The organism is Aeromonas veronii, assembly GCA_041319085.1.
GTDB lineage: Bacteria > Pseudomonadota > Gammaproteobacteria > Enterobacterales > Aeromonadaceae > Aeromonas > Aeromonas veronii_F.
The window spans coordinates 4,167,254-4,193,726 of record CP101033.1 but is presented as its reverse complement, the minus strand read 5'-3'; the positions used below and the strand labels follow the sequence as shown (position 1 = coordinate 4,193,726).

General features: G+C 57.7%; 22 protein-coding genes and 9 pseudogenes. 10 read left to right on the top strand and 21 right to left on the bottom strand.

Going from position 1 to position 26,473, the window contains the following annotated elements:
• Positions 1-224 precede the first annotated feature (224 nt).
• Positions 225-410: pseudogene (locus NMD14_20005) on the top strand (IS21 family transposase).
• Positions 411-596: 186 nt separating this feature from the next.
• Here the strand turns inward: NMD14_20005 and NMD14_20000 are convergent.
• A complete protein-coding gene (locus NMD14_20000) occupies positions 597-1,073 on the bottom strand; it encodes a methyl-accepting chemotaxis protein (GenBank protein ID XEI32906.1) in 477 nt (158 codons plus the stop codon).
• Positions 1,074-1,519: 446 nt separating this feature from the next.
• Positions 1,520-2,152, bottom strand: a pseudogene (locus tag NMD14_19995) (PAS domain-containing protein).
• A gap of 24 nt (positions 2,153-2,176) precedes the next feature.
• On the opposite strand from NMD14_19995, the gene NMD14_19990 reads away from it, so the two are divergent.
• Both NMD14_19990 and NMD14_19985 read left to right on the top strand, forming a co-directional pair.
• Positions 2,177-2,881 (top strand): IS6-like element IS26 family transposase, encoded by a 705-nt coding sequence (locus NMD14_19990; protein ID XEI32905.1) that lies wholly within the window; start codon positions 2,177-2,179, stop codon positions 2,879-2,881.
• A 52-nt stretch (positions 2,882-2,933) separates the two neighbouring features.
• A pseudogene (locus tag NMD14_19985) lies at positions 2,934-3,689 on the top strand (IS110-like element IS5075 family transposase).
• Positions 3,690-3,960: 271 nt separating this feature from the next.
• On the opposite strand, the pseudogene NMD14_19980 reads toward NMD14_19985, so the two are convergent.
• Positions 3,961-4,047: pseudogene (locus NMD14_19980) on the bottom strand (Arm DNA-binding domain-containing protein).
• A gap of 329 nt (positions 4,048-4,376) precedes the next feature.
• Here NMD14_19980 and sul2 point away from each other — a divergent pair.
• Positions 4,377-5,192, top strand: a complete 816-nt coding sequence (sul2, locus tag NMD14_19975; GenBank protein ID XEI32904.1) for a sulfonamide-resistant dihydropteroate synthase Sul2 — start codon at positions 4,377-4,379, stop codon at positions 5,190-5,192.
• Between the two features lie 86 nt (positions 5,193-5,278).
• Positions 5,279-5,581, top strand: a complete 303-nt coding sequence (locus NMD14_19970) for a hypothetical protein (GenBank protein ID XEI32903.1) — start codon at positions 5,279-5,281, stop codon at positions 5,579-5,581.
• A 175-nt stretch (positions 5,582-5,756) separates the two neighbouring features.
• Here NMD14_19970 and NMD14_19965 read toward each other — a convergent pair whose 3' ends face one another.
• From NMD14_19965 to dfrA1, 14 genes and pseudogenes are all read right to left on the bottom strand, one after another.
• Positions 5,757-7,250 carry an IS91-like element ISVsa3 family transposase gene (locus tag NMD14_19965; GenBank protein XEI32902.1) on the bottom strand — a complete coding sequence of 498 codons (1,494 nt, stop codon included), beginning with the start codon at positions 7,248-7,250 and terminating at the stop codon, positions 5,757-5,759.
• Positions 7,251-7,361: 111 nt separating this feature from the next.
• Positions 7,362-7,667: a LysR family transcriptional regulator gene (locus tag NMD14_19960; GenBank protein XEI32901.1), complete on the bottom strand. Its 306-nt coding sequence runs from the start codon at positions 7,665-7,667 to the stop codon at positions 7,362-7,364.
• 27 nt (positions 7,668-7,694) lie between these two features.
• On the bottom strand, positions 7,695-8,909 hold the full coding sequence (gene floR, locus NMD14_19955; GenBank protein XEI32900.1) for a chloramphenicol/florfenicol efflux MFS transporter FloR: 1,215 nt from the start codon (positions 8,907-8,909) through the stop codon (positions 7,695-7,697).
• A gap of 216 nt (positions 8,910-9,125) precedes the next feature.
• On the bottom strand, positions 9,126-9,608 hold the full coding sequence (locus tag NMD14_19950) for a DUF3363 domain-containing protein (protein ID XEI34808.1): 483 nt from the start codon (positions 9,606-9,608) through the stop codon (positions 9,126-9,128).
• Positions 9,609-9,898: 290 nt separating this feature from the next.
• The gene (locus NMD14_19945) at positions 9,899-11,392 is read right to left on the bottom strand and encodes an IS91-like element ISVsa3 family transposase (protein XEI32899.1); all 1,494 of its coding nucleotides are present in this window, start codon (positions 11,390-11,392) and stop codon (positions 9,899-9,901) included.
• Positions 11,393-11,602: 210 nt separating this feature from the next.
• Positions 11,603-11,827 carry a hypothetical protein gene (locus NMD14_19940; protein XEI32898.1) on the bottom strand — a complete coding sequence of 75 codons (225 nt, stop codon included), beginning with the start codon at positions 11,825-11,827 and terminating at the stop codon, positions 11,603-11,605.
• Complete coding sequence (locus NMD14_19935) at positions 11,824-12,549, bottom strand: recombinase family protein (GenBank protein XEI32897.1); 726 nt, start codon at positions 12,547-12,549, stop codon at positions 11,824-11,826. Before NMD14_19935 ends, NMD14_19940 begins: the two co-directional genes overlap by 4 nt.
• 485 nt (positions 12,550-13,034) lie before the next feature.
• Complete coding sequence (locus NMD14_19930; protein XEI32896.1) at positions 13,035-13,175, bottom strand: hypothetical protein; 141 nt, start codon at positions 13,173-13,175, stop codon at positions 13,035-13,037.
• Positions 13,176-13,180: 5 nt separating this feature from the next.
• Complete coding sequence (locus NMD14_19925) at positions 13,181-13,885, bottom strand: IS6-like element IS26 family transposase (protein ID XEI32895.1); 705 nt, start codon at positions 13,883-13,885, stop codon at positions 13,181-13,183.
• A gap of 169 nt (positions 13,886-14,054) precedes the next feature.
• A complete protein-coding gene (locus NMD14_19920; protein XEI32894.1) occupies positions 14,055-14,819 on the bottom strand; it encodes an IS6-like element IS6100 family transposase in 765 nt (254 codons plus the stop codon).
• Positions 14,820-15,325: 506 nt separating this feature from the next.
• Positions 15,326-15,825: pseudogene (locus NMD14_19915) on the bottom strand (GNAT family N-acetyltransferase).
• A 127-nt stretch (positions 15,826-15,952) separates the two neighbouring features.
• The gene (gene sul1 / locus NMD14_19910) at positions 15,953-16,792 is read right to left on the bottom strand and encodes a sulfonamide-resistant dihydropteroate synthase Sul1 (protein ID XEI32893.1); all 840 of its coding nucleotides are present in this window, start codon (positions 16,790-16,792) and stop codon (positions 15,953-15,955) included.
• Entirely contained in the window at positions 16,786-17,133 is a 348-nt protein-coding gene (locus NMD14_19905) for a QacE family quaternary ammonium compound efflux SMR transporter (protein XEI32892.1), read from the bottom strand. Before NMD14_19905 ends, sul1 begins: the two co-directional genes overlap by 7 nt.
• Before the next feature lie 703 nt (positions 17,134-17,836).
• On the bottom strand, positions 17,837-18,310 hold the full coding sequence (dfrA1, locus tag NMD14_19900; GenBank protein XEI32891.1) for a trimethoprim-resistant dihydrofolate reductase DfrA1: 474 nt from the start codon (positions 18,308-18,310) through the stop codon (positions 17,837-17,839).
• Positions 18,311-18,512: 202 nt separating this feature from the next.
• Between dfrA1 and NMD14_19895 the strand changes: the two genes are divergently transcribed.
• Positions 18,513-18,755 carry a relaxase gene (locus NMD14_19895; GenBank protein ID XEI32890.1) on the top strand — a complete coding sequence of 81 codons (243 nt, stop codon included), beginning with the start codon at positions 18,513-18,515 and terminating at the stop codon, positions 18,753-18,755.
• A 31-nt stretch (positions 18,756-18,786) separates the two neighbouring features.
• Here NMD14_19895 and tetR(A) read toward each other — a convergent pair whose 3' ends face one another.
• Positions 18,787-19,422, bottom strand: a complete 636-nt coding sequence (gene tetR(A) / locus NMD14_19890) for a tetracycline resistance transcriptional repressor TetR(A) (protein XEI32889.1) — start codon at positions 19,420-19,422, stop codon at positions 18,787-18,789.
• A 105-nt stretch (positions 19,423-19,527) separates the two neighbouring features.
• Here tetR(A) and tet(A) point away from each other — a divergent pair.
• Positions 19,528-20,726: pseudogene (tet(A), locus tag NMD14_19885) on the top strand (tetracycline efflux MFS transporter Tet(A)).
• Between the two features lie 31 nt (positions 20,727-20,757).
• Here tet(A) and NMD14_19880 read toward each other — a convergent pair.
• Both NMD14_19880 and NMD14_19875 read right to left on the bottom strand, forming a co-directional pair.
• Positions 20,758-21,642 (bottom strand): EamA family transporter, encoded by an 885-nt coding sequence (locus tag NMD14_19880; protein XEI32888.1) that lies wholly within the window; start codon positions 21,640-21,642, stop codon positions 20,758-20,760.
• Between the two features lie 137 nt (positions 21,643-21,779).
• The gene (locus NMD14_19875; GenBank protein ID XEI32887.1) at positions 21,780-22,172 is read right to left on the bottom strand and encodes a cysteine hydrolase; all 393 of its coding nucleotides are present in this window, start codon (positions 22,170-22,172) and stop codon (positions 21,780-21,782) included.
• 3 nt (positions 22,173-22,175) lie between these two features.
• On the opposite strand from NMD14_19875, the pseudogene NMD14_19870 reads away from it, so the two are divergent.
• The 3 pseudogenes from NMD14_19870 (at position 22,176) to istB (ending at position 26,093) form a co-directional block, all read left to right on the top strand.
• A pseudogene (locus tag NMD14_19870) lies at positions 22,176-23,927 on the top strand (Tn3-like element TnAs1 family transposase).
• Positions 23,928-23,962: 35 nt separating this feature from the next.
• A pseudogene (gene istA, locus NMD14_19865) lies at positions 23,963-25,324 on the top strand (IS21 family transposase).
• A 14-nt stretch (positions 25,325-25,338) separates the two neighbouring features.
• Positions 25,339-26,093 (top strand): annotated as a pseudogene (istB, locus tag NMD14_19860) (IS21-like element ISAs29 family helper ATPase IstB).
• 21 nt (positions 26,094-26,114) lie between these two features.
• Here istB and NMD14_19855 read toward each other — a convergent pair.
• Positions 26,115-26,381, bottom strand: a complete 267-nt coding sequence (locus NMD14_19855) for a hypothetical protein (protein ID XEI32886.1) — start codon at positions 26,379-26,381, stop codon at positions 26,115-26,117.
• Between the last annotated feature and the right edge of the window lie 92 nt (positions 26,382-26,473).

The following is a 26,473-nucleotide window of genomic DNA, read 5'->3' as shown; positions in this document are numbered from 1 at the left end:
TGGTGCATATTCCGGCCGATCATGAACACCGATTCCGGTTCAACGTGAACACCATTTCCGGACCAATGTGAACGCTCATTCCGGCTCAACCTGAACACTTTGCTCCTCCTTTCCGGAAACAGTGTTCAACATCCCGGAATCACTGTTCACATTCACCGGAATCATCCTTAACGCATTGATTTAACAACCTTTGATACGCTCTCCCTTTTGCCAGGGAAGAGCCTATGTCTGCCAAGAGGATTGCAATGCGTAAAATTCGTGAAGTGCTGCGACTGCGGCTGGAAGCTGACCTCTCTGTTCGCCAGATAAGTTGCTGCACCAAGGTCAGCGTTGGCTCCATCCAGAAACTCCTCAAAAGTGCCCAGACGCTCGGCCTGACCTGGCCCTTACCTAGCCAGCTTGATGATGGGGGAACCGCAGAATTCGGAAAAAATCGTACGCTAAGCTAACGGTGTTCTCGTGACAGCTCTTTGACTAGGCTTTCTAAGGCCATTCTGATAGCCCTGACTTCCTGAAAAGCCATGGCTAAAATTTGTGCGGCTAAAAGGGATAACCGATGGTAAAGTAAGTTATCCCTGTCGAGATACTGAAAAGCGTTATCCTCGTTTTTCCCAAAACTGTTTTGCCAGTTCGCTCAGAGCGCTAGTTAACTGAGCGACAGATTTCGCACTTTGCAAATTATTCTGCCCGGTCTGTACATTGGTATCAGCAGCATCGCGTATATTGATAATACTGCGGTTTATGTCTTCACTTACTGCTCCCTGCTGCTCGACCGCAGTCGCTATTTGCGCGTTCATGTCGGTAATTTCGTTAACGCGTTGGCCAATTCCATCAAGAGCTGTAGCTGCTTCCTCTGCGTGAGCTACACTCGTGTGCGCTTGCCGACTACTTTGCTCCATGACTGTAACAGCGGATTGCGCTCGCTCTTGTAGAGCGCTGATCATGCTTTGAATATCCGTTGTCGATTGCTGTGTGCGAGCAGCAAGACTGCGAACCTCATCGGCGACAACAGCAAAACCACGCCCCTGCTCACCAGCACGCGCGGCCTCAATTGCTGCGTTGAGTGCCAACAAATTCGTTTGCTCGGCGATCCCTCGTATAACGTCAAGAACTTTTGATATCTCGTTACTTTGACCTTCAGCTCATGAATAACCTGAGTGGCTTGCCTAATTTCACCTTCAAGGGCAGTGATTGACTGGCTTGTGTGGGCTACCAGACGCTGGCCAGATGCCGTCTCAGTGTCTGCTCTTCCGGCCGCATCTGCAGCATGCTGTGCATTGCTCGCAACCTCTTGAATGCTTGCCACCATTTGGTTTACTGCCGTTGCTATTTGATCTGTCTCTGCCTGCTGCTCAACTGTAAGTACATTGCTTGACTCAATATCCTTTAGTAGGCCTCGGGTGTGTTCGCTAAGCCGATTTGATGCATCACCTATGCGACCTACTATGGCGCCTGTTTCAGCTTGCATCATTCGTAAAGCAAACTCTATTTGGCCAAACTCATCGGTGCGCCCAGTGTAGAGGGATTGACTTAATGGGTTATTGGAAATATTCCTGGCTCTTTCAACCAGTCTTCCAAGAGGAGAGAGAATAGCCAAAACACTAACAGAGCTTAAGCTTCCTGACATTAAAGTGGCTAACAATAAGCTGCTTATTGATGTATCAGTAAGCATGCCGGCAGCCATTGCGCTTGATATAATACTACCCCATATGAGCAAGAGTATTTTCACGGAAAAGCTAGCAGCCAATTTCGGCCTCGCGGCCTTCCCGCTTCTCAATTGAGCATATAATTTTTCCGCAGCCAAAACCTGCTCAGGTTCAGGCTTGGTCCTTACAGACTGGTATTCAACAATCGAACCATTCTTAGCTATTGGCGTTACATAAGCACTTACCCAATAGTGGTCGCCATTTTTACAGCGATTTTTTACTAGCCCCATCCATGAGCGGCCAGATTTTAATGTACTCCACATATGCTCAAATGCAGCAGGCGGCATATCTGGGTGTCTTACGATGTTGTGAGGCTGGCCTAATAGTTCTTCCTCAGTGAAACCACTGATTTTAATGAAGTCAGGATTAACGTACGTGATATGGCTTTGAGGGGAGGTAGTCGAAAGGGCACTGTTGCAAATAGTCGGTGGTGATAAACTTATCATCCCCTTTTGCTGATGGAGCTGCACATGAACCCATTCAAAGGCCGGCATTTTCAGCGTGACATCATTCTGTGGGCCGTACGCTGGTACTGCAAATACGGCATCAGTTACCGTGAGCTGCAGGAGATGCTGGCTGAACGCGGAGTGAATGTCGATCACTCCACGATTTACCGCTGGGTTCAGCGTTATGCGCCTGAAATGGAAAAACGGCTGCGCTGGTACTGGCGTAACCCTTCCGATCTTTGCCCGTGGCACATGGATGAAACCTACGTGAAGGTCAATGGCCGCTGGGCGTATCTGTACCGGGCCGTCGACAGCCGGGGCCGCACTGTCGATTTTTATCTCTCCTCCCGTCGTAACAGCAAAGCTGCATACCGGTTTCTGGGTAAAATCCTCAACAACGTGAAGAAGTGGCAGATCCCGCGATTCATCAACACGGATAAAGCGCCCGCCTATGGTCGCGCGCTTGCTCTGCTCAAACGCGAAGGCCGGTGCCCGTCTGACGTTGAACACCGACAGATTAAGTACCGGAACAACGTGATTGAATGCGATCATGGCAAACTGAAACGGATAATCGGCGCCACGCTGGGATTTAAATCCATGAAGACGGCTTACGCCACCATCAAAGGTATTGAGGTGATGCGTGCACTACGCAAAGGCCAGGCCTCAGCATTTTATTATGGTGATCCCCTGGGCGAAATGCGCCTGGTAAGCAGAGTTTTTGAAATGTAAGGCCTTTGAATAAGACAAAAGGCTGCCTCATCGCTAACTTTGCAACAGTGCCGTTAAAAGCAACAAAAATGACTTCGTTGATGCTGAAGCTATCTGTGAAGCAGCATCACGTCCATCTATGCGTTTCGTGCAGCCCAGAACCGAATCTCAGCAGGCAATGCGAGCTCTGCATCGTGTCCGTGAATCCCTGGTTCAGGATAAGGTGAAAACAACTAATCAGATGCATGCTTTTCTGCTGGAATTTGGTATCAGCGTTCCGCGAGGTGCTGCCGTTATTAGTCGACTGAGTACCCTTCTTGAGGACAGTAGTTTGCCTCTTTATCTCAGCCAGTTACTGCTGAAATTACAACAGCATTATCACTATCTTGTTGAGCAGATTAAAGATCTGGAATCTCAGTTGAAACGAAAGTTGGACGAAGATGAGGTTGGACAGCGCTTGCTGAGTATTCCCTGCGTTGGAACGCTGACTGCCAGTACTATTTCAACTGAGATTGGCGACGGGAAGCAGTACGCCAGCAGCCGTGACTTTGCGGCGGCAACAGGGCTGGTACCCCGACAGTACAGCACGGGAGGTCGGACGACATTGTTAGGGATTAGCAAGCGGGGCAACAAAAAGATCCGAACTTTGTTGGTTCAGTGTGCCAGGGTATTCATACAAAAACTGGAACACCAGTCTGGCAAGTTGGCCGACTGGGTCAGGGAGTTGTTGTGTCGGAAAAGCAACTTTGTCGTCACCTGTGCTCTGGCAAACAAGCTGGCCAGAATAGCCTGGGCACTGACGGCGCGACAGCAAACTTACGAAGCATAAAGGCAGAAATACACCAGTTTAAACAATCATTCATCTGGTTTTGCGAATACTGATATTGATGATACTAACGGCCCACCGGCCTGTTGAGGAACCTGTAAAACGGAAAGGCTCATTGAAGCCGTATATTTTCTGGAGGTTCATCAGGCGCGGAACTCATCGAGGCGCGGGAATAAAATCCCATTCAGACGCCGGATAGATTCAAGCAAGCCAACTTGTCGTCAAAATCGGTGTTGCAAAAACGGGAGTGACCATAGATTCCGTTTTCTGAGGCGACCCCCACATAGAGACCTTCCCGGTCATTCACTTTGTAGAGTTTGTCCCTGGGCTTGAGATTGCGCAGCTTGGTATCGGTCAGCATGTACCTTGTCCTTCTTCGTCTCCGATACCCACTCTATTGTAAACAAGACATTTTTATCTTTTATATTCAATGGCTTATTTTCCTGCTAATTGGTAATACCATGAAAAATACCATGCTCAGAAAAGGCTTAACAATATTTTGAAAAATTGCCTACTGAGCGCTGCCGCACAGCTCCATAGGCCGCTTTCCTGGCTTTGCTTCCAGATGTATGCTATTCTGCTCCTGCAGCTAATGGATCACCGCAAACAGGTTACTCGCCTGGGGATTCCCTTTCGACCCGAGCATCCGTATGAGACTCATGCTCGATTATTATTATTATAGAAGCCCCCATGAATAAATCGCTCATCATTTTCGGCATCGTCAACATAACCTCGGACAGTTTCTCCGATGGAGGCCGGTATCTGGCGCCAGACGCAGCCATTGCGCAGGCGCGTAAGCTGATGGCCGAGGGGGCAGATGTGATCGACCTCGGTCCGGCATCCAGCAATCCCGACGCCGCGCCTGTTTCGTCCGACACAGAAATCGCGCGTATCGCGCCGGTGCTGGACGCGCTCAAGGCAGATGGCATTCCCGTCTCGCTCGACAGTTATCAACCCGCGACGCAAGCCTATGCCTTGTCGCGTGGTGTGGCCTATCTCAATGATATTCGCGGTTTTCCAGACGCTGCGTTCTATCCGCAATTGGCGAAATCATCTGCCAAACTCGTCGTTATGCATTCGGTGCAAGACGGGCAGGCAGATCGGCGCGAGGCACCCGCTGGCGACATCATGGATCACATTGCGGCGTTCTTTGACGCGCGCATCGCGGCGCTGACGGGTGCCGGTATCAAACGCAACCGCCTTGTCCTTGATCCCGGCATGGGGTTTTTTCTGGGGGCTGCTCCCGAAACCTCGCTCTCGGTGCTGGCGCGGTTCGATGAATTGCGGCTGCGCTTCGATTTGCCGGTGCTTCTGTCTGTTTCGCGCAAATCCTTTCTGCGCGCGCTCACAGGCCGTGGTCCGGGGGATGTCGGGGCCGCGACACTCGCTGCAGAGCTTGCCGCCGCCGCAGGTGGAGCTGACTTCATCCGCACACACGAGCCGCGCCCCTTGCGCGACGGGCTGGCGGTATTGGCGGCGCTGAAAGAAACCGCAAGAATTCGTTAACTGCACATTCGGGATATTTCTCTATATTCGCGGTTCAGCAGGCATGTCCCCTTTGAGGGCGACCCGACGACAGGATAATCGACCTTATGGTGCGCAAATATTTCGGCACAGACGGTATTCGTGGCAAAGCCAACGAAGGCGCGATGACGGCGGAAACCGCCTTGCGCGTCGGCATGGCGGCTGGCCGTGTCTTTCGTCGCGGTGACCACCGCCATCGTGTCGTGATCGGCAAGGATACGCGCCTGTCGGGCTATATGCTTGAACCCGCGCTCACAGCCGGTTTCACCTCGATGGGCATGGACGTATTCCTTTTTGGCCCGCTGCCGACAACGTATAGGAAGAATAAACGCCCTTTTCACCCAAGTCCAACAGCTTTGGACCGCAGTTGACTCTTTCGACACCCCTGCGATGCAACCCAATCCGGCTGACGGGGAGCCAGCAACGCTGAAAATTTACCCTCCTCTTTCCCACTAGCGGCTCCTTTTCCGACAACCAGCACGGCGGATCCCTGCCGCGGCGCTGTGAACGCAGCATTTTGATTGGTATCGTTGGCCTTCAGGCTCGTCAGTCAAACAGACCCAGGAGCAGCTCAGCCGGTGGCGCCCGGCTTTCGGGTAACGCCCTGGTCCCGCTGGTTTCGGCTTTGTGCTTCAGGTGATCAAGGATCTGCTTGATCACTATAGGGTCTTCAATGCAGGCGATGACTTTCATGGCGCCGCCGCAGCCGCTGCAGGTCTCGATGTCGATATTGAAAACACGCTTGAGCCGTTGCGCCCATGTCATCGACGCTCGCCGTTGTGCTGGTGTTGCCGGTTCATCAGCCACCCTGACCTTGTTGCCCCTGCCCCGTTTTGCCGGCGTGACCAACGCCCGGTGCCGACTGTTGGGTGCGAACACCCCGTGGAAGCGGGTTAGGTTGACTCTGGGCTTCGGTACCAGGGCGGCCAGCCTTGCAATGAAATCCAATGGTTCGAAAATGACGTGCGTGGTGCCGTCCCGGTACGGCGTCTTGAGCTGGTAGCGCACGTTGCCGCCTCGTGTTAACGACAGCCGCTTCTCGGATACCGCCGGGCGGCTGATGTACCGGCACAGCCGTTCGAGCTTCTTGCGTTCATCGGCCCTGGCCGCCACGCCGGCGTGCAGGCTGGACCCGGCTACCTTGCCAATCCCGTCACCGAACGGATCACCACTGGTCGGCAGAGTTTGCAAAGTGAACACCTTTCGCCCCGCCTGTGAACCGACAGCGATACGGTAAGTGATCGAGTGCCCCAGCAGGGGTGTCATCGGGTCGTCATCCACCGCATCCGAGGCCAGATAGCTGTTTTCGACATCCCGTTCCAGCAGGCCTTGCCGTTCCAGATAGCGACCCACCCGGTGGGCGATGGTGTGCGTCAGCTGGGTGAGCTCTGGGCTGGTCGGCGCCTTGACCCAGCGGAAACGCGCTGAGCCGTGGGATTGCTCGACATACACACCGTCGAGAAACAGCATGTGGAAGTGAACATTCAGATTGAGCGCCGATCCAAAACGCTGGATCAGGGTGACCGCGCCCGTCTTGGCCACTTGGTGGGTATGGCCCGCTTTCTTGACCAGGTGCGTGGCAATGACGCGGTAAACGATGCCCAGCACCCACCCCATGATCTCGGGCCGGCTGGCAAACAGGAAACGCAGCTGAAACGGGAAGCTCAACACCCACTGACGCATGGGTTGTTCAGGCAGTACTTCATCAACCAGCAAGGCGGCACTTTCGGCCATCCGCCGCGCCCCACAGCTCGGGCAGAAACCGCGACGCTTACAGCTGAAAGCGACCAGGTGCTCGGCGTGGCAAGACTCGCAGCGAACCCGTAGAAAGCCATGCTCCAGCCGCCCGCATTGGAGAAATTCTTCAAATTCCCGTTGCACATAGCCCGGCAATTCCTTTCCCTGCTCTGCCATAAGCGCAGCGAATGCCGGGTAATACTCGTCAACGATCTGATAGAGAAGGGTTTGCTCGGGTCGGTGGCTCTGGTAACGACCAGTATCCCGATCCCGGCTGGCCGTCCTGGCCGCCACATGAGGCATGTTCCGCGTCCTTGCAATACTGTGTTTACATACAGTCTATCGCTTAGCGGAAAGTTCTTTTACCCTCAGCCGAAATGCCTGCCGTTGCTAGACATTGCCAGCCAGTGCCCGTCACTCCGCGGTCTTCACTGCGTGATCGAGTTGATCGACACCCGCCGTGACACGCTCCATGAAGTGCCTGCCTGCGTCTGTTAGCCGAACGCCCCGCGCATGGCGCTCAAATAGCAGGACACCAAGGTTATCCTCCAGCGCTTTCACACGCGCGCTGACGCTCGACTGGCTGATACCAAGTGCCTTGGCCGCATGCCGAAAATTCAGATGCTCGGCGACGGCGATGAACTGAACAAGGGAAATGAGCGGTATCCTGCCAGACAGGATACCGACATTCACGAGGTTTCGATGGTTAGTGCGCCGCATCGGAGCGGGCCTGCTACCAGTCGTCGGTTAGACGACTGGCGACTTCTCGGTGGCAGCCCCACGGAGCCGAAGGAGCACCAGCCCCAACGAAACCAGTACCGCCATCGCCGTGGCGTAACAGATCACGGGCCACGCTGTGTCACCGTTTAAAAGTGCCACCGCCAATGTCCCGACAATGCTGACTATCAGGCTTTGAACGCAGAAGTAGAACGCGACCGCTGATCCCGCGATGTCGTCGAACTCTGCCAAAGCGCCGTTCGCGGTAACGGACACCGTGAAGACAATACCGACCGCGACAACCCACATCGGTAGGATGAAGGTGAGGAATGACGGCGAGCCGTAAAGTTCGCCGATCCCCAACAGGACCGCTCCGCAAACAAGCAACGCCATCCCACGCGCCACGCATCCTGCGATGCCCCATCTGGCGACAAAGGACTTCGCGAAACGGGTTGTCACGATCATTACAAGCGCGACAGTGGCGAAGGCAAAGCTGAATCCGATCTCGGAATATTCCGCTTGGCCTATGAGCACACCGGGAGCCGTCGAGAAGAAGACGAAGTAGGTGCCCATACCGGCGCTAAAGCCGACAGTGTAAACCCAAAAAGCCGGACTCGCGAAGATCGGCAAGACAGATCGGCGCGTCTTGACTTGATCCAGAGGGCGGGTTTCGTGCCACCTGAAACCCGCATTTAGGAGTGCGAGCATCGCCAGTATAGCCAAAGTAATGAATATCGCCTGCCATCCCAAGAACTCGCCGATCAATGCTCCGGCGATAGGGCCGAGCGCAGGCACGAACGCCAGCATCGAACTGAAAAGGCCGTAGATGACGACACCCTCAGGACGGTTGGCATAAACGTCGCGAACCGTCGCGAACGTCGCCACCAGCATGGCCGACGCGCCCACTGCTTGAAGTAGACGGAAAGCGACAAAGGCCGGTGCAGTTGAAGACCAAGCTGCTCCCAGAGACGCAATGACGAAAGCCGTTGCGCCCGCAAGTAGAATTGGCCGTCGCCCGATTCTGTCTGAGAGCGGACCAAAAATCACCTGGCCCACGCCGAGCATCACCATATAGAGGCTCAACGTGAGTTGGATCATAGCGGGCGTCGTGTTCAGGATGCCGGGCATCGCTGGAACGACAGGGAGATAAATATCCATCGCCAGTGAAGCGAGGATGTCGAAAGGAGCCATCAGCAGCAGTGCTGCCGGCAGCGTATAGGCCCACGCGGGGCGTGTGGTGGTCATGACGAATCAACCCTCGATTAAGGAATACCGGGCGACGTCTGCTCGTCAGCAATCAGATGAGACTAGCCTTACAGAGCGCCGCAACAACAATACTGGTTGTTGCGGCTTACTTGTCTGCTGACTTGGAATTTCCCATCTGATTACTCCACGCTTACGAATATGAATTGCTACATTTTATCCGATTATCTTTTGCTTCGCAATGCGGCATGGGCGCACTCAGCGTTCCAGCCCCCTCTGCCGCCCTAACTGCCACGACACCGACCCGCCCTGCACGATGCCCATAACCTCGCGGCCGAGTTGGCGGTCGATGATCGGCCGCCACGGGACAAGGGTGAACTCATGGGATTTCTCGACCACGGCGAACTTGCCGCTCGATAGATGCACGGTTCCGGTAAACTTGCCGCTGACGCTCTCGCCGTCCGTGGCGGCGCGGAACGGCAGGCCCTTACTCAAAGCCATATCCGATCCGACGCCGGCTACCTCGCGCTCCCGCAGGATGGCGAGAAGGTTGCGCCGGTAGAAGACGCGGCTGTCCCGGCTGCGGGTGGCGTCGCCCTGTTCGATATGGTGCTCGCGGCGCTGGTCCATGGCTTCGCGGACTTGTTGCCCGAAGCCGGTTGGCGCAAGGTCGGCCGTCTCGCCGTGGATCAGCCGCCGGTCCAGCCAGGTCGCGCCGTCCGATCCGATCTGTTTGTTCAGATCGACCGGGGAAAGGACGCGAACGCTGGCCTGACTGTCTCGGCCGGCGTCATGGACGTATAGGAAGAATAAACGCCCTTTTCACCCAAGTCCAACAGCTTTGGACCGCAGTTGACTCTTTCGACACCCCTGCGATGCAACCCAATCCGGCTGACGGGGAGCCAGCAACGCTGAAAATTTACCCTCCTCTTTCCCACTAGCGGCTCCTTTTCCGACAACCAGCACGGCGGATCCCTGCCGCGGCGCTGTGAACGCAGCATTTTGATTGGTATCGTTGGCCTTCAGGCTCGTCAGTCAAACAGACCCAGGAGCAGCTCAGCCGGTGGCGCCCGGCTTTCGGGTAACGCCCTGGTCCCGCTGGTTTCGGCTTTGTGCTTCAGGTGATCAAGGATCTGCTTGATCACTATAGGGTCTTCAATGCAGGCGATGACTTTCATGGCGCCGCCGCAGCCGCTGCAGGTCTCGATGTCGATATTGAAAACACGCTTGAGCCGTTGCGCCCATGTCATCGACGCTCGCCGTTGTGCTGGTGTTGCCGGTTCATCAGCCACCCTGACCTTGTTGCCCCTGCCCCGTTTTGCCGGCGTGACCAACGCCCGGTGCCGACTGTTGGGTGCGAACACCCCGTGGAAGCGGGTTAGGTTGACTCTGGGCTTCGGTACCAGGGCGGCCAGCCTTGCAATGAAATCCAATGGTTCGAAAATGACGTGCGTGGTGCCGTCCCGGTACGGCGTCTTGAGCTGGTAGCGCACGTTGCCGCCTCGTGTTAACGACAGCCGCTTCTCGGATACCGCCGGGCGGCTGATGTACCGGCACAGCCGTTCGAGCTTCTTGCGTTCATCGGCCCTGGCCGCCACGCCGGCGTGCAGGCTGAACCCGGCTACCTTGCCAATCCCGTCACCGAACGGATCACCACTGGTCGGCAGAGTTTGCAAAGTGAACACCTTTCGCCCCGCCTGTGAACCGACAGCGATACGGTAAGTGATCGAGTGCCCCAGCAGGGGTGTCATCGGGTCGTCATCCACCGCATCCGAGGCCAGATAGCTGTTTTCGACATCCCGTTCCAGCAGGCCTTGCCGTTCCAGATAGCGACCCACCCGGTGGGCGATGGTGTGCGTCAGCTGGGTGAGCTCTGGGCTGGTCGGCGCCTTGACCCAGCGGAAACGCGCTGAGCCGTGGGATTGCTCGACATACACACCGTCGAGAAACAGCATGTGGAAGTGAACATTCAGATTGAGCGCCGATCCAAAACGCTGGATCAGGGTGACCGCGCCCGTCTTGGCCACTTGGTGGGTATGGCCCGCTTTCTTGACCAGGTGCGTGGCAATGACGCGGTAAACGATGCCCAGCACCCACCCCATGATCTCGGGCCGGCTGGCAAACAGGAAACGCAGCTGAAACGGGAAGCTCAACACCCACTGACGCATGGGTTGTTCAGGCAGTACTTCATCAACCAGCAAGGCGGCACTTTCGGCCATCCGCCGCGCCCCACAGCTCGGGCAGAAACCGCGACGCTTACAGCTGAAAGCGACCAGGTGCTCGGCGTGGCAAGACTCGCAGCGAACCCGTAGAAAGCCATGCTCCAGCCGCCCGCATTGGAGAAATTCTTCAAATTCCCGTTGCACATAGCCCGGCAATTCCTTTCCCTGCTCTGCCATAAGCGCAGCGAATGCCGGGTAATACTCGTCAACGATCTGATAGAGAAGGGTTTGCTCGGGTCGGTGGCTCTGGTAACGACCAGTATCCCGATCCCGGCTGGCCGTCCTGGCCGCCACATGAGGCATGTTCCGCGTCCTTGCAATACTGTGTTTACATACAGTCTATCGCTTAGCGGAAAGTTCTTTTACCCTCAGCCGAAATGCCTGCCGTTGCTAGACATTGCCAGCCAGTGCCCGTCACTCCCACTCGATTGTAAACAAGCACACAAAACCCTTTAGTGACAACAATTTGCAAGAACTATCAGGCTCAGTGCCATGAAAAATACCATGACCAGATCATGAGGTTGAACACGGCTTGCGCCGGCAGCGTTCACGCTCCTGGTCGGCGATCTCGCCCGGCTGCAATGCTAGCTCAGCATCGGTCATGCGCTCCAGCACGTCGCGTAGGCGGATGGTGCAAGGAATGGGCGGCAGCTCGAACTCATAGCCGCCGGCGATCATTTCGGCCGCAATCTCCTCGGTGATGAAAAACGGCTCGTCGTCTTGGTTCGGCTTCTTCATGCCCTTTCCTCCTGGCGCTCATCCTGGCCGACAGCGGCCAGGGCATCGGCTTCCGTCAATGCGTCCTCCACGAACGCGCCGTGCTGCTTCGCTTCGGCCTGGCTGACCTCGGCCCATATCCGTTTCACCTGGGCCGCACTGTACCCGGCCAGCTCGGCGGTCTTGTTGATGCTGTAGCCGGACTTGCGCAGCGCGACAACTTGGGCGCGGCGCTTCGGATCAGCACGGCGGCCCTTGTACCGCCCGGCCTGGCGGGCCAACTCAATGCCTTGGCGCTGGCGTTCGCGCCTGTCCTCGTAGTCGTCGCGGGCCATCTGCAAGGCCAGGCGAAAAAGCATGATCTGCACGGCTTCCAGCACGATCTTGGCGACGCCCTGGGCCTCGGCCGCCAGGTCGGATAGATCGACCACGCCAGGGACGGCCAGGCGTGCGCCTTTGGCCTGTATCGAGGCCACCAGGCGCTCGGCCTCGGGCAAAGGTAGGCGGCTGATGCGGTCGATCTTCTCGGCAATGACCACCTCGCCGGGCTGTAGGTCGCCGATCATGCGCAGCAGCTCAGGCCGGTCGGCGCGTGCGCCGGATGCCTTCTCACGGTAGATGCCGGCGACGTAGTAGCCGGCGGCCTTGATCGCCTCTTGGCGTTCCAAGTCCTGCGCGTCGGTGCTGACGCGCAGATAGACCCGCGCCACCATCGGCGCGGCTACTGGCTTCGTCCTGCGCATACTTGCGGGCTCCTTTGGGCATACGCAAAGTGTCCGGTCATGCTACCCCCGGCCAAAAAGGCCGTCATGCGATTTATCTTGGCCGGGTCGTTATTGGCGGGTCTAAATGGCCGCTCCGTGGATCTCATCGCCAGAAATGGCGATGCGAGATCCAGGGCAGGGCGGCCGCCATCGTCAGACCTGGCGATGGTCGACGCCGGCGCGCATCGTCGGATGTGGCGATGCGAGCTCGAGGTCGGTGGCCACCGCCGGCGACCTGGTGCCATCGTCGGCAATGGCGATGCTGCAGCTCGACGTGCGCGGCCTGGTCGTCTCGGCATCGTCGGATGCGGCGATGCTCGAGCGAGGCGAAAAAAAACCGCCTCGGGGTGTCCGAGGCGGCAAGTCTGCATGCGGTTCAGGGAGGAAGAAACCGCGCCGGCGATCAGGGAGGAAAACCGCGCGGCCTGATGTGCAGCTCGGCCACTTTAGCCGGATTTTTCGACTTATCCGATGCGAGCGGCCCGCCGTGGGCGCTGCTCGATCTGCTGTTGCTTTTTCTCGACGTGCTTCTGCTCCTGGTGCTGCTGCTCGTCGCGCGGCACTGTTGCAAAGTTAGCGATGAGGCAGCCTTTTGTCTTATTCAAAGGCCTTACATTTCAAAAACTCTGCTTACCAGGCGCATTTCGCCCAGGGGATCACCATAATAAAATGCTGAGGCCTGGCCTTTGCGTAGTGCACGCATCACCTCAATACCTTTGATGGTGGCGTAAGCCGTCTTCATGGATTTAAATCCCAGCGTGGCGCCGATTATCCGTTTCAGTTTGCCATGATCGCATTCAATCACGTTGTTCCGGTACTTAATCTGTCGGTGTTCAACGTCAGACGGGCACCGGCCTTCGCGTTTGAGCAGAGCAAGCGCGCGACCATAGGCGGGCGCTTTATCCGTGTTGATGAATCGCGGGATCTGCCACTTCTTCACGTTGTTGAGGATTTTACCCAGAAACCGGTATGCAGCTTTGCTGTTACGACGGGAGGAGAGATAAAAATCGACAGTGCGGCCCCGGCTGTCGACGGCCCGGTACAGATACGCCCAGCGGCCATTGACCTTCACGTAGGTTTCATCCATGTGCCACGGGCAAAGATCGGAAGGGTTACGCCAGTACCAGCGCAGCCGTTTTTCCATTTCAGGCGCATAACGCTGAACCCAGCGGTAAATCGTGGAGTGATCGACATTCACTCCGCGTTCAGCCAGCATCTCCTGCAGCTCACGGTAACTGATGCCGTATTTGCAGTACCAGCGTACGGCCCACAGAATGATGTCACGCTGAAAATGCCGGCCTTTGAATGGGTTCATGTGCAGCTCCATCAGCAAAAGGGGATGATAAGTTTATCACCACCGACTATTTGCAACAGTGCCCGACTATGCTCAATACTCGTGTGCACCAAAGCGAGGTGAGCATGGCGACGGAGGCTCTGTTGCAAAGATTGGCGGCAGTCAGAGGTAGGCTGTCGCTCTGCGCCGATCAGGCGGCTGCTGCGAAATGGTGGTTGAGCATGCCCATGGCCTCCGTCAGCGCCGAGGGCCCAATGCCAAAAGCTCTCTCCACAAGGCGCACCTCGCCCCTGATGCCGGGCTGCAGGCACCAGGGGCGAGCCTGTCCTTTGCGCAGGGCTCGCATGACTTCGAATCCCTTGATCGTGGCATAGGCCGTGGGGATCGATTTGAAACCGCGCACCGGCTTGATCAGTATCTTGAGCTTTCCGTGATCGGCCTCGATCACGTTATTGAGATACTTCACCTGCCGGTGGGCCGTCTCCCGGTCCAGCTTTCCTTCGCGCTTCAATTCGGTGATCGCTGCACCATAGCTCGGCGCTTTGTCGGTATTGAGCGTGGCAGGCTTTTCCCAGTGCTTCAGGCCTCGCAGGGCCTTGCCCAGGAACCGCTTCGCTGCCTTGGCGCTGCGGGTCGGCGACAGGTAGAAATCGATCGTGTCGCCCCGCTTGTCGACTGCCCGGTACAGGTAGGTCCACTTGCCCCGCACCTTGACGTAGGTTTCATCCAGGCGCCAGCTCGGATCAAAGCCACGCCGCCAGAACCAGCGCAGCCGCTTCTCCATCTCCGGGGCGTAGCACTGGACCCAGCGATAGATCGTCGTATGGTCGACCGAAATGCCGCGTTCCGCCAGCATTTCCTCAAGGTCGCGATAGCTGATCGGATAGCGACAATACCAGCGCACCGCCCACAGGATCACATCACCCTGGAAATGGCGCCACTTGAAATCCGTCATCGTTCCGTCCGTCCAATCTCCGCCAAGCATGCTCAAGCTTCACGATTTTTGCAACAGAGCCCACACGAGTATTGAGCATAGTCGAGATTGGTGCAGATCACTTCTGATATTGAACTGTCAGGAGCTGGCTGCACAACAGCCATTACGCCCAATCAACTGGTGCAGTCGTCTTCTGAAAATGACATTTGGTATCTCTCATAAACGGATGTTTTTGAGAGAACTATCTTCGGCCTTCACACGCACGAAAGGCGGCGAAGCTCCGCCGTTAATCCGTCCGCCGGAGATCTCGCCCAGGCAGGCTGAAGGCCGAGCAAGCCTGACAGGCCCGAAAAGCCCGGCACGGGCGTCGGCGGCGATGACGGCGGCGGCATTATCCAGGGTTGATGATGGAAGTGGAGGATATCGACAACCTCTCGCGCAACCAAGACATCGCGGTCGGACTGCAAGTGATCTTGAAGCCACGGGCCCGTCCCACCCCGACATGGACCTCGATGCCCGAACGGACGTTAGATTTCGAGTTCTAGGCGTTCTGCGATGAAGGTTGGATCCCAGCCGGGATTGAAAGTGTCGACGTGGGTGAATCCGAGCCGCTCGTATAGGCCACGCAGGTTCGGGTGGCAGTCGAGCCGCAGCTTGGCGCACCCCTGCGTTCGCGCGGCATGGCGGCAAGCCTCGATCAGCGCGGAGCTGACACCCCGGCCCGCATGTGTCCGTCGCACCGCGAGCTTGTGCAGATATGCGGCCTCCCCTTGAGGGCGTCGGGCCAGAACTCGGGATCCTCGGCCGACAAGGTGCAACAGCCGACGATGCCGTCGCTGCAACTCGCGACTAGGAGCTCGGATCTCAGGACGAAGGTCTCCGCGAATGTCCGGTCGATCCGCGCGACGTCCCAGGCGGGCGTTCCCTTGGCGGACATCCACGCCGCAGCGTCGTGCATCAGCCGCACAACCTCGTCGATATCACCCGAGCAGGCGACCCGAACGTTCGGAGGCTCCTCGCTGTCCATTCGCTCCCCTGGCGCGGTATGAACCGCCGCCTCATAGTGCAGTTTGATCCTGACGAGCCCAGCATGTCTGCGCCCACCTTCGCGGAACCTGACCAGGGTCCGCTAGCGGGCGGCCGGAAGGTGAATGCTAGGCATGATCTAACCCTCGGTCTCTGGCGTCGCGACTGCGAAATTTCGCGAGGGTTTCCGAGAAGGTGATTGCGCTTCGCAGATCTCCAGGCGCGTGGGTGCGGACGTAGTCAGCGCCATTGCCGATCGCGTGAAGTTCCGCCGCAAGGCTCGCTGGACCCAGATCCTTTACAGGAAGGCCAACGGTGGCGCCCAAGAAGGATTTCCGCGACACCGAGACCAATAGCGGAAGCCCCAACGCCGACTTCAGCTTTTGAAGGTTCGACAGCACGTGCAGCGATGTTTCCGGTGCGGGGCTCAAGAAAAATCCCATCCCCGGATCGAGGATGAGCCGGTCGGCAGCGACCCCGCTCCGTCGCAAGGCGGAAACCCGCGCCTCGAAGAACCGCACAATCTCGTCGAGCGCGTCTTCGGGTCGAAGGTGACCGGTGCGGGTGGCGATGCCATCCCGCTGCGCTGAGTGCATAACCACCAGCCTGCAGTCCGCCTCAGCAATATCGGGATAGAGCGCAGGGTCAGGAAATCCTTGGATATCGTTCAGGTAGCCCACGCCGCGCTTGAGCGCATAGCGCTGGGTTTCCGGTTGGAAGCTGTCGATTGAAACACGGTGCATCTGATCGGACAGGGCGTCTAAGAGCGGCGCAATACGTCTGATCTCATCGGCCGGCGATACAGGCCTCGCGTCCGGATGGCTGGCGGCCGGTCCGACATCCACGACGTCTGATCCGACTCGCAGCATTTCGATCGCCGCGGTGACAGCGCCGGCGGGGTCTAGCCGCCGGCTCTCATCGAAGAAGGAGTCCTCGGTGAGATTCAGAATGCCGAACACCGTCACCATGGCGTCGGCCTCCGCAGCGACTTCCACGATGGGGATCGGGCGAGCAAAAAGGCAGCAATTATGAGCCCCATACCTACAAAGCCCCACGCATCAAGCTTTTGCCCATGAAGCAACCAGGCAATGGCTGTAATTATGACGACGCCGAGTCCCGACCAGACTGCATAAGCAACACCGACAGGGATGGATTTCAGAACCAGAGAAAGAAAATAAAATGCGATGCCATAACCGATTATGACAACGGCGGAAGGGGCAAGCTTAGTAAAGCCCTCGCTAGATTTTAATGCGGATGTTGCGATTACTTCGCCAACTATTGCGATAACAAAAAAAAGCCAGCCTTTCATGATATATCTCCCAATTTGTGTAGGGCTTATTATGCACGCTTAAAAATAATAAAAGCAGACTTGACCTGATAGTTTGGCTGTGAGCAATTATGTGCTTAGTGCATCTAACGCTTTTAGCAGGGGCGCGACGTCAGGAGCGTCCCTTGCCTAAACTTGTTAAGGCATTTGTGAACAAACGCCACCAGTATTTTGGTTTAGAACCAATGCATACTTCATACGAATACAGCCTATCTCGAATCAAGCAGGAACCATCCAAGATTGGCATAAAAGGTACATTCAACCTTTTCACTGCATCCCATTGGTGCACGTACTCGGTCTTGCAACTCGGACACTTTGGGTTTGCACCAGGAACAAACCTACCCCCGCAAGGGCAATCTGGAAGAGTTGCTGCTATTCGATCCAAGAGCTCTTGATTGATTTCATTTTCATACAGTAATGCATGGTCCTGCTCTCTATGGATTACATTCGAGCAAGTATCACAGAAAAAATGCGGGCAACTGTCGCTCATGCCGCTCGATTGCCAGGCAGGAGTTTCCTTCCCACACTTTGGGTTTGGGCATTTCATTCTTCCTATCCATGGTGCATTCGCTTCGTAATGTACGATTTTCATGTAGCCTTAACGCCTGGCACAGCGGATCGCAAACCTGGCGCGGCTTTTGGTACAAAAGGCGTGACAGGTTTGCGAATCCGTTGCTGCCACTTGTTAACCCTTTTGCCAGATTTGGTAACTATAATTTATGTTAGAGGCGAAGTCTTGGGTAAAAACTGGCCTAAAATTGCTGGGGATTTCAGGAAAGTAAACATCACCTTCCGGCTCGATGTCTATTGTAGATATATGTAGTGTATCTACTTGATCGATCAGGCTTTTGTATATCTCCCCACCACCTGAAACAATGACATGATCCGTTATTTTCTTTAGGTTGGTTAAAGCATCTTTAATTGATGGAAAGATCAATACGTTCTCATTGTCAGATGTAAAACTTGAACGTGTTACGACCGCATACTTTCGGTTGGGTAATGCTCCCATTGATTCAAAAGTCTTGCGTCCAACCAACAGCCATTGGTTATAGGTAATAGCTTTAAACAGGAGCTGTTCACCTTTGGCACTCCATGGAATATCAGGGCCATTCCCGATAACTCCATTCTTCGATATAGCTACCATTAGTGATAGTTTCACAATTCTTCCTCAGAGGTTAACTTTGTTTTAGGGCGACTGCCCTGCTGCGTAACATCGTTGCTGCTCCATAACATCAAACATCGACCCACGGCGTAACGCGCTTGCTGCTTGGATGCCCGAGGCATAGACTGTACAAAAAAACAGTCATAACAAGCCATGAAAACCGCCACTGCGCCCCTATCTCATCTGCGCAAGGCAGAACGTGAAGACGGCCGCCCTGGACCTCGCCCGCGAGCGCCAGGCGCACGAGGCCGGCGCGCGGACCCGCGCCACGGCCCACGAGCGGACGCCGCAGCAGGAGCGCCAGAAGGCCGCCAGAGAGGCCGAGCGCGGCCGTGAGGCTTGGACGCTAGGGCAGGGCATGAAAAAGCCCGTAGCGGGCTGCTACGGGCGTCTGACGCGGTGGAAAGGGGGAGGGGATGTTGTCTACATGGCTCTGCTGTAGTGAGTGGGTTGCGCTCCGGCAGCGGTCCTGATCAATCGTCACCCTTTCTCGGTCCTTCAACGTTCCTGACAACGAGCCTCCTTTTCGCCAATCCATCGACAATCACCGCGAGTCCCTGCTCGAACGCTGCGTCCGGACCGGCTTCGTCGAAGGCGTCTATCGCGGCCCGCAACAGCGGCGAGAGCGGAGCCTGTTCAACGGTGCCGCCGCGCTCGCCGGCCTGCTCCTCAAGCACGGCCCCAACAGTGAAGTAGCTGATTGTCATCAGCGCATTGACGGCGTCCCCGGCCGAAAAACCCGCCTCGCAGAGGAAGCGAAGCTGCGCGTCGGCCGTTTCCATCTGCGGTGCGCCCGGTCGCGTGCCGGCATGGATGCGCGCGCCATCGCGGTAGGCGAGCAGCGCCTGCCTGAAGCTGCGGGCATTCCCGATCAGAAATGAGCGCCAGTCGTCGTCGGCTCTCGGCACCGAATGCGTATGATTCTCCGCCAGCATGGCTTCGGCCAGTGCGTCGAGCAGCGCCCGCTTGTTCCTGAAGTGCCAGTAAAGCGCCGGCTGCTGAACCCCCAACCGTTCCGCCAGTTTGCGTGTCGTCAGACCGTCTACGCCGACCTCGTTCAACAGGTCCAGGGCGGCACGGATCACTGTATTCGGCTGCAACTTTGTCATGCTTGACACTTTATCACTGATAAACATAATATGTCCACCAACTTATCAGTGATAAAGAATCCGCGCGTTCAATCGGACCAGCGGAGGCTGGTCCGGAGGCCAGACGTGAAACCCAACAGACCCCTGATCGTAATTCTGAGCACTGTCGCGCTCGACGCTGTCGGCATCGGCCTGATTATGCCGGTGCTGCCGGGCCTCCTGCGCGATCTGGTTCACTCGAACGACGTCACCGCCCACTATGGCATTCTGCTGGCGCTGTATGCGTTGATGCAATTTGCCTGCGCACCTGTGCTGGGCGCGCTGTCGGATCGTTTCGGGCGGCGGCCGGTCTTGCTCGTCTCGCTGGCCGGCGCTGCTGTCGACTACGCCATCATGGCGACGGCGCCTTTCCTTTGGGTTCTCTATATCGGGCGGATCGTGGCCGGCATCACCGGGGCGACTGGGGCGGTAGCCGGCGCTTATATTGCCGATATCACTGATGGCGATGAGCGCGCGCGGCACTTCGGCTTCATGAGCGCCTGTTTCGGGTTCGGGATGGTCGCGGGACCTGTGCTCGGTGGGCTGATGGGCGGTTTCTCCCCCACGCTCCGTTCTTCGCCGCGGCAGCCTTGAACGGCCTCAATTTCCTGACGGGCTGTTTCCTTTTGCCGGAGTCGCACAAAGGCGAACGCCGGCCGTTACGCCGGGAGGCTCTCAACCCGCTCGCTTCGTTCCGGTGGGCCCGGGGCATGACCGTCGTCGCCGCCCTGATGGCGGTCTTCTTCATCATGCAACTTGTCGGACAGGTGCCGGCCGCGCTTTGGGTCATTTTCGGCGAGGATCGCTTTCACTGGGACGCGACCACGATCGGCATTTCGCTTGCCGCATTTGGCATTCTGCATTCACTCGCCCAGGCAATGATCACCGGCCCTGTAGCCGCCCGGCTCGGCGAAAGGCGGGCACTCATGCTCGGAATGATTGCCGACGGCACAGGCTACATCCTGCTTGCCTTCGCGACACGGGGATGGATGGCGTTCCCGATCATGGTCCTGCTTGCTTCGGGTGGCATCGGAATGCCGGCGCTGCAAGCAATGTTGTCCAGGCAGGTGGATGAGGAACGTCAGGGGCAGCTGCAAGGCTCACTGGCGGCGCTCACCAGCCTGACCTCGATCGTCGGACCCCTCCTCTTCACGGCGATCTATGCGGCTTCTATAACAACGTGGAACGGGTGGGCATGGATTGCAGGCGCTGCCCTCTACTTGCTCTGCCTGCCGGCGCTGCGTCGCGGGCTTTGGAGCGGCGCAGGGCAACGAGCCGATCGCTGATCGTGGAAACGATAGGCCTATGCCATGCGGGTCAAGGCGACTTCCGGCAAGCTATACGCGCCCTAGGAGTGCGGTTGGAACGTTGGCCCAGCCAGATACTCCCGATCACGAGCAGGACGCCGATGATTTGAAGCGCACTCAGCGTCTGATCCAAGAACAACCATCCTAGCAACACGGCGGTCCCCGGGCTGAGAAAGCCCAGTAAGGAAACAACTGTAGGTTCGAGTCGCGAGATCCCCCGGAACCAAAGGAAGTAGGTTAAACCCGCTCCGATCAGGCCGAGCCACGCCAGGCCGAGAACATTGGTTCCTGTAGGCATCGGGATTGGCGGATCAAACACTAAAGCTACTGGAACGAGCAGAAGTCCTCCGGCCGCCAGTTGCCAGGCGGTAAAGGTGAGCAGAGGCACGGGAGGTTGCCACTTGCGGGTCAGCACGGTTCCGAACGCCATGGAAACCGCCCCCGCCAGGCCCGCTGCGACGCCGACAGGATCTAGCGCTGCGTTTGGTGTCAACACCAACAGCGCCACGCCCGCAGTTCCGCAAATAGCCCCCAGGACCGCCATCAATCGTATCGGGCTACCTAGCAGAGCGGCAGAGATGAACACGACCATCAGCGGCTGCACAGCGCCTACCGTCGCCGCGACCCCGCCCGGCAGGCGGTAGACCGAAATAAACAACAAACTCCAGAATAGCGAAATATTAAGTGCGCCGAGGATGAAGATGCGCATCCACCAGATTCCCGTTGGAATCTGTCGGACGATCATCACGAGCAATAAACCCGCCGGCAACGCCCGCAGCATCGCGACCGTCATCGGTGAGAAGTTCGGCAGGTATTGGGTGGTGACAATGTAGGTGCTGCCCCAAATGGCAGGTGCTATCGCTGTGAACAATAAATCGGGCGTGCGTAATGACATGCGATTACAAGACCTCCGCTACGGCGATGGGTTTTTGAGAGTTGCAGGCGCCGCGATGACCGCACCCTGACTTGGACTGGCCCTGCCTCGCACCAATCCACCTGCGGCTATGGCCGCGATCATGCGAGGCCCGAAAATTACACGACCTGTACACGTCCGCCGAACCCGGAACGCAACAGAGCTTCGTGGGCATCCCGATCCGGGTCGTAGCAGCAGTCCTGGACCAAACGCACGTCGTAGTCCGCATCACTAGCCCAGGCGACGCTTGAAAGAACAACGCCGGTGGTGCTTATCCCGGCCATGACAAGCGTGCTTACGCCGCGCGTCCGAAGGTCGGCGTCGAGCGCCGTGCCATAAAAGACGCTGGCTCGCGGACATGCATAGAAAAGGTCGCCCCGTTCGATCGCAAGCCCTTCGACGGGCAGACCGGTGCGAAATCGTCCGCTCGGGAGATACGGTGAGATTTGGCGATTCGTCGCCGGCGGCGCATGTTCATACTCTTCGCCGAGCGAAAAGTTGGGGAACAGCACGGGCCGGCCGCGCAAGGCGTGCTGGCAGCCGTGCAGACCCTGCGTGAGATGAACGCCGACAACCTGCGCAAGGTGCCGGCCGATGCACCCACGGCCTTCATCAAGCCGCGCTGGAAGCCGCTGGTGATCACCCCGGAAGGCCTCGACCGGAAATTCTACGAAATCTGCGCCCTGTCCGAGCTGAAGAACGCCCTGCGCTCCGGCGACATCTGGGTCAAGGGCTCGCGGCAGTTCCGCGACTTCGACGACTACCTGCTGCCGGCCGAGAAGTTCGCCGCACTCAAGCGCGAGCAGGCCCTGCCCCTGGCGATCAACCCGAACAGCGACCAGTACCTGGAAGAGCGTTTGCAGCTGCTGGACGAGCAGTTGGCCACCGTCACCCGCCTGGCCAAGGACAACGAGCTGCCCGATGCCATCCTCACCGAGTCAGGGCTGAAAATCACCCCGCTGGATGCGGCGGTGCCGGATCGGGCGCAGGCGCTGATCGACCAAACCAGCCAGTTACTGCCGCGCATCAAGATCACCGAACTGCTGATGGACGTGGACGACTGGACGGGCTTCAGCCGCCACTTCACCCACTTGAAGGACGGGGCCGAGGCCAAAGACAGGACGTTGCTGCTGTCCGCAATCCTCGGTGATGCGATCAACCTCGGGCTGACCAAGATGGCCGAGTCGAGCCCCGGCCTGACCTACGCCAAGCTGTCCTGGCTGCAAGCCTGGCACATCCGCGACGAAACCTATTCGGCGGCCTTGGCCGAGCTGGTCAACCACCAGTATCGCCATGCCTTTGCCGCCCACTGGGGCGACGGCACGACCTCATCCTCCGATGGCCAGCGCTTCCGCGCGGGTGGCCGGGGCGAGAGCACCGGGCACGTCAACCCGAAGTACGGTAGCGAGCCGGGACGGCTGTTCTATACCCATATCTCCGACCAGTACGCGCCGTTCAGCACCCGCGTGGTGAATGTCGGCGTCCGCGATTCCACCTATGTGCTCGACGGCCTGCTGTACCACGAGTCCGACCTGCGGATCGAGGAGCACTACACCGACACGGCCGGCTTCACCGATCACGTCTTTGCCCTGATGCACCTGCTAGGCTTCCGCTTCGCGCCGCGCATCCGCGACCTCGGCGAAACCAAGCTGTACGTGCCGCAGGGCGTGCAAGCCTACCCGACGTTGCGCCCGCTGATCGGCGGCACCCTGAACATCAAGCACGTGCGTGCCCACTGGGACGACATCCTGCGCCTGGCCAGCTCGATCAAGCAGGGCACCGTCACCGCCTCGCTGATGCTGCGCAAGCTCGGCAGCTACCCGCGCCAGAACGGACTGGCCGTGGCCCTGCGCGAGCTGGGCCGGATCGAGCGCACGCTGTTCATCCTGGACTGGCTGCAAAGTGTTGAACTGCGCCGCCGCGTGCATGCCGGCCTGAACAAAGGTGAGGCGCGCAACTCGCTGGCCAGGGCGGTGTTCTTCAACCGCCTTGGGGAAATCAGGGATCGGAGCTTCGAGCAGCAGCGCTACCGGGCCAGCGGCCTCAACCTGGTGACGGCGGCTATCGTGCTGTGGAACACGGTGTACCTGGAACGCGCCACCCAGGGGTTGGTCGAGGCCGGCAAGCCGGTGGACGGCGAGCTGCTGCAATTCCTGTCGCCGCTGGGCTGGGAGCACATCAACCTAACCGGCGATTACGTCTGGCGGCAGAGCCGCAGACTGGAAGACGGGAAGTTTCGGCCCTTACGGATGCCCGGAAAACCTTAGCGTACGATTTTTTCCGAATTCTGCGGGCTCCCCATGATGGCCAACTGGCGGCCCTGTTCTATCCGCAGGCCGATACCACCATCTCGGCCCGCCATGTTGTACCGGATTGGTCCTCTGTCCATCAGGAGCTCAAGCGTAAGGGGGTCTCCAAACAACTGCTCTGGGAGGAGTACACCCAGCGCTATCCCAACAGCTGTTACAGCTACTCCCAGTTCTGCGACCGTTACAAATCCTGGTGTCAGTTGCAAAAGCGCTCCATGCGCCAGATCCACAAGGCGGGGGAAAAGCTCTTTATCGACTACTGCGGGCCCACGGTGCCCATCGCCTCGCCCTCCACGGGGGAGGTCCGTCAGGCCCAGATCTTTGTCGCCGTGCTTGGTGCGTCCAACTACACCTTTGCCGAGGCTACCTGGTCACAGTCACTGCCGGACTGGTTGCAAAGCCATGTCCGTGCCTTTGAGTTTTTCGGCGGTACACCTGCACTGCTGATCCCCGACAACCTCAAAAGCGGTGTCAGCAAGGCTTGCCGATACGATCCCGAGCTCAACCCCAGCTACCAGCAGTTGGCCGAGCACTATCAGGTGGCAGTGATGCCAGCTCGCCCTTACAAGCCCAAGGATAAAGCCAAGGCTGAGGTGGGTGTGCAGATCGTCGAGCGCTGGATCCTCGCCCGCTTGCGCCACCAGACCTTTTTCTCGCTGGCCGAGCTCAACCAGTGCATCCGGGCCTTGCTGGACGAACTCAACGAGCGCCCGTTCAAGCAACTGCCCGGTAACCGGCGCGAGGCGTTTGAGCAGTTGGACCGCCCGGCGCTGGGACCACTGCCGGTGCATCCCTATCGCTATGTCGCCATCAAAACGGTCAAGGTCAACATCGACTATCACGTCAGCTATGAGCAGCACCACTACTCGGTGCCACACCAGTATGTGGGCCAGCAACTGGAGCTCCATGCTGGCGACACTTTGCTTCAGGTCTATCACCAGCAACAGCTGGTCGCGAGCCATCCGCGTAAAACCATCCCGGGGATGAGCACGATCCCGGAGCACATGCCGGAACGCCACAGCAAGCAGCAACGCTGGACGCCAGGCCGTCTCAAGCAGTGGGCTGCTGATATCGGACCGGGCACCTTGTGCTGGGTGAGCGAACGGCTGGAAGAGAAAGCCCATGTCGAGCAGGCATACCGACTCTGCCTGGGGCTACTGAGTCTTAGCCGGGAGTATCCGCCATCACGGGTCGAGGCCTGCTGTCAGTTGGCTAATCGGGAAGGACTGGTGCGACTCAAACAGCTCAAGTCGGTGCTGACCAGTGGCCGCGACCAACTGCCCGAAAGCCCGCTGAGCTACCCAGAGTTACCGCAAGAGCACGAGAACATCCGTGGCCCCCAGAGCTTCCACTAAAGAGGATACGCCCCATGACCCAACAAACCCTGACCCGCCTGAGAAACCTGAAACTGACCGGCATGGCGGATGCAGTGCAACAACAACTGGAACAGGCCAGTACCTACGAAGGGCTGCCCTTCATCGAGCGTCTAAGCCTGCTGGTCGAACACGAACAACTGAGCCGGGAGCAACGTAAACAAGCTCGGCTAGTCAAGCAGGCGCGGCTCAAACTCCAAGCCACGGTGCAAGAGGTGGACTACCAGTCTGCACGCAACCTGGAGCGGTCACAGGTTGCAAACCTGGCCCAAGGAGAGTGGCTGCGCCGAGGCCAGAACCTGCTCATTACCGGCCCCTGTGGCTGTGGAAAAACCTACCTGGCTTGTGCGCTGGGCTACCAAGCCTGTCAGCAAGGGCATAGCACTCGTTACTACCGGCTGCCGCGTCTGCTACTTGAGCTGAGCCAGGCCAAGGTAGATGGCAGTTACGCCAGACTGCTGGGTCAACTGGCCAGGATAGAGCTACTGGTCCTCGATGACTGGGGACTGGAAGCGGTGAATGCCGAGCAGCGCAACGCCCTGCTGGAGATCATGGATGATCGGTACGGGAAATACTCGACGGTAGTAGTCAGTCAGCTGCCAACTGAAGAGTGGTACGCGAGCTGGGTGACAACACCCTGGCAGATGCGATCCTGGACCGGCTGATGCACAACGCTCACCGGCTGTCACTGAAGGGAGAATCGATGAGAAAGAGGAGAAGTGAGTTGACCCAATCTGAACAGTCGAGTTAGAAACGGGATGACGTGAGCGCGTTAAGGATCAGGGTGTTCACGTTGGCCGGAATGGCTGTTCAACTTCGCCGGAATACGCAACTGGACGGGAATTGGTTGGGAATGACAGTGTTCATTCCATAGCTCCACATCCTGCGTGATTCCACGCAACCATGTTTGTCGCGAGCGAACAAATTTCAATACTTTCAGTGCGTTGTTGATTTTTTCCTGAGCAGAGTCCATGGTGATATGGAATTTTGTCACACGATCACCTGATTGCGGGGTCATCACCATGAACAGCATCGTCATCCTGAGCATCTTGTTTGCATTCCTGATAGGCTTTGGCGCCTTTGCTGCATGGCTGTATATCGAAAAGCGTCGTATGGGTGCTTCGGATAAAT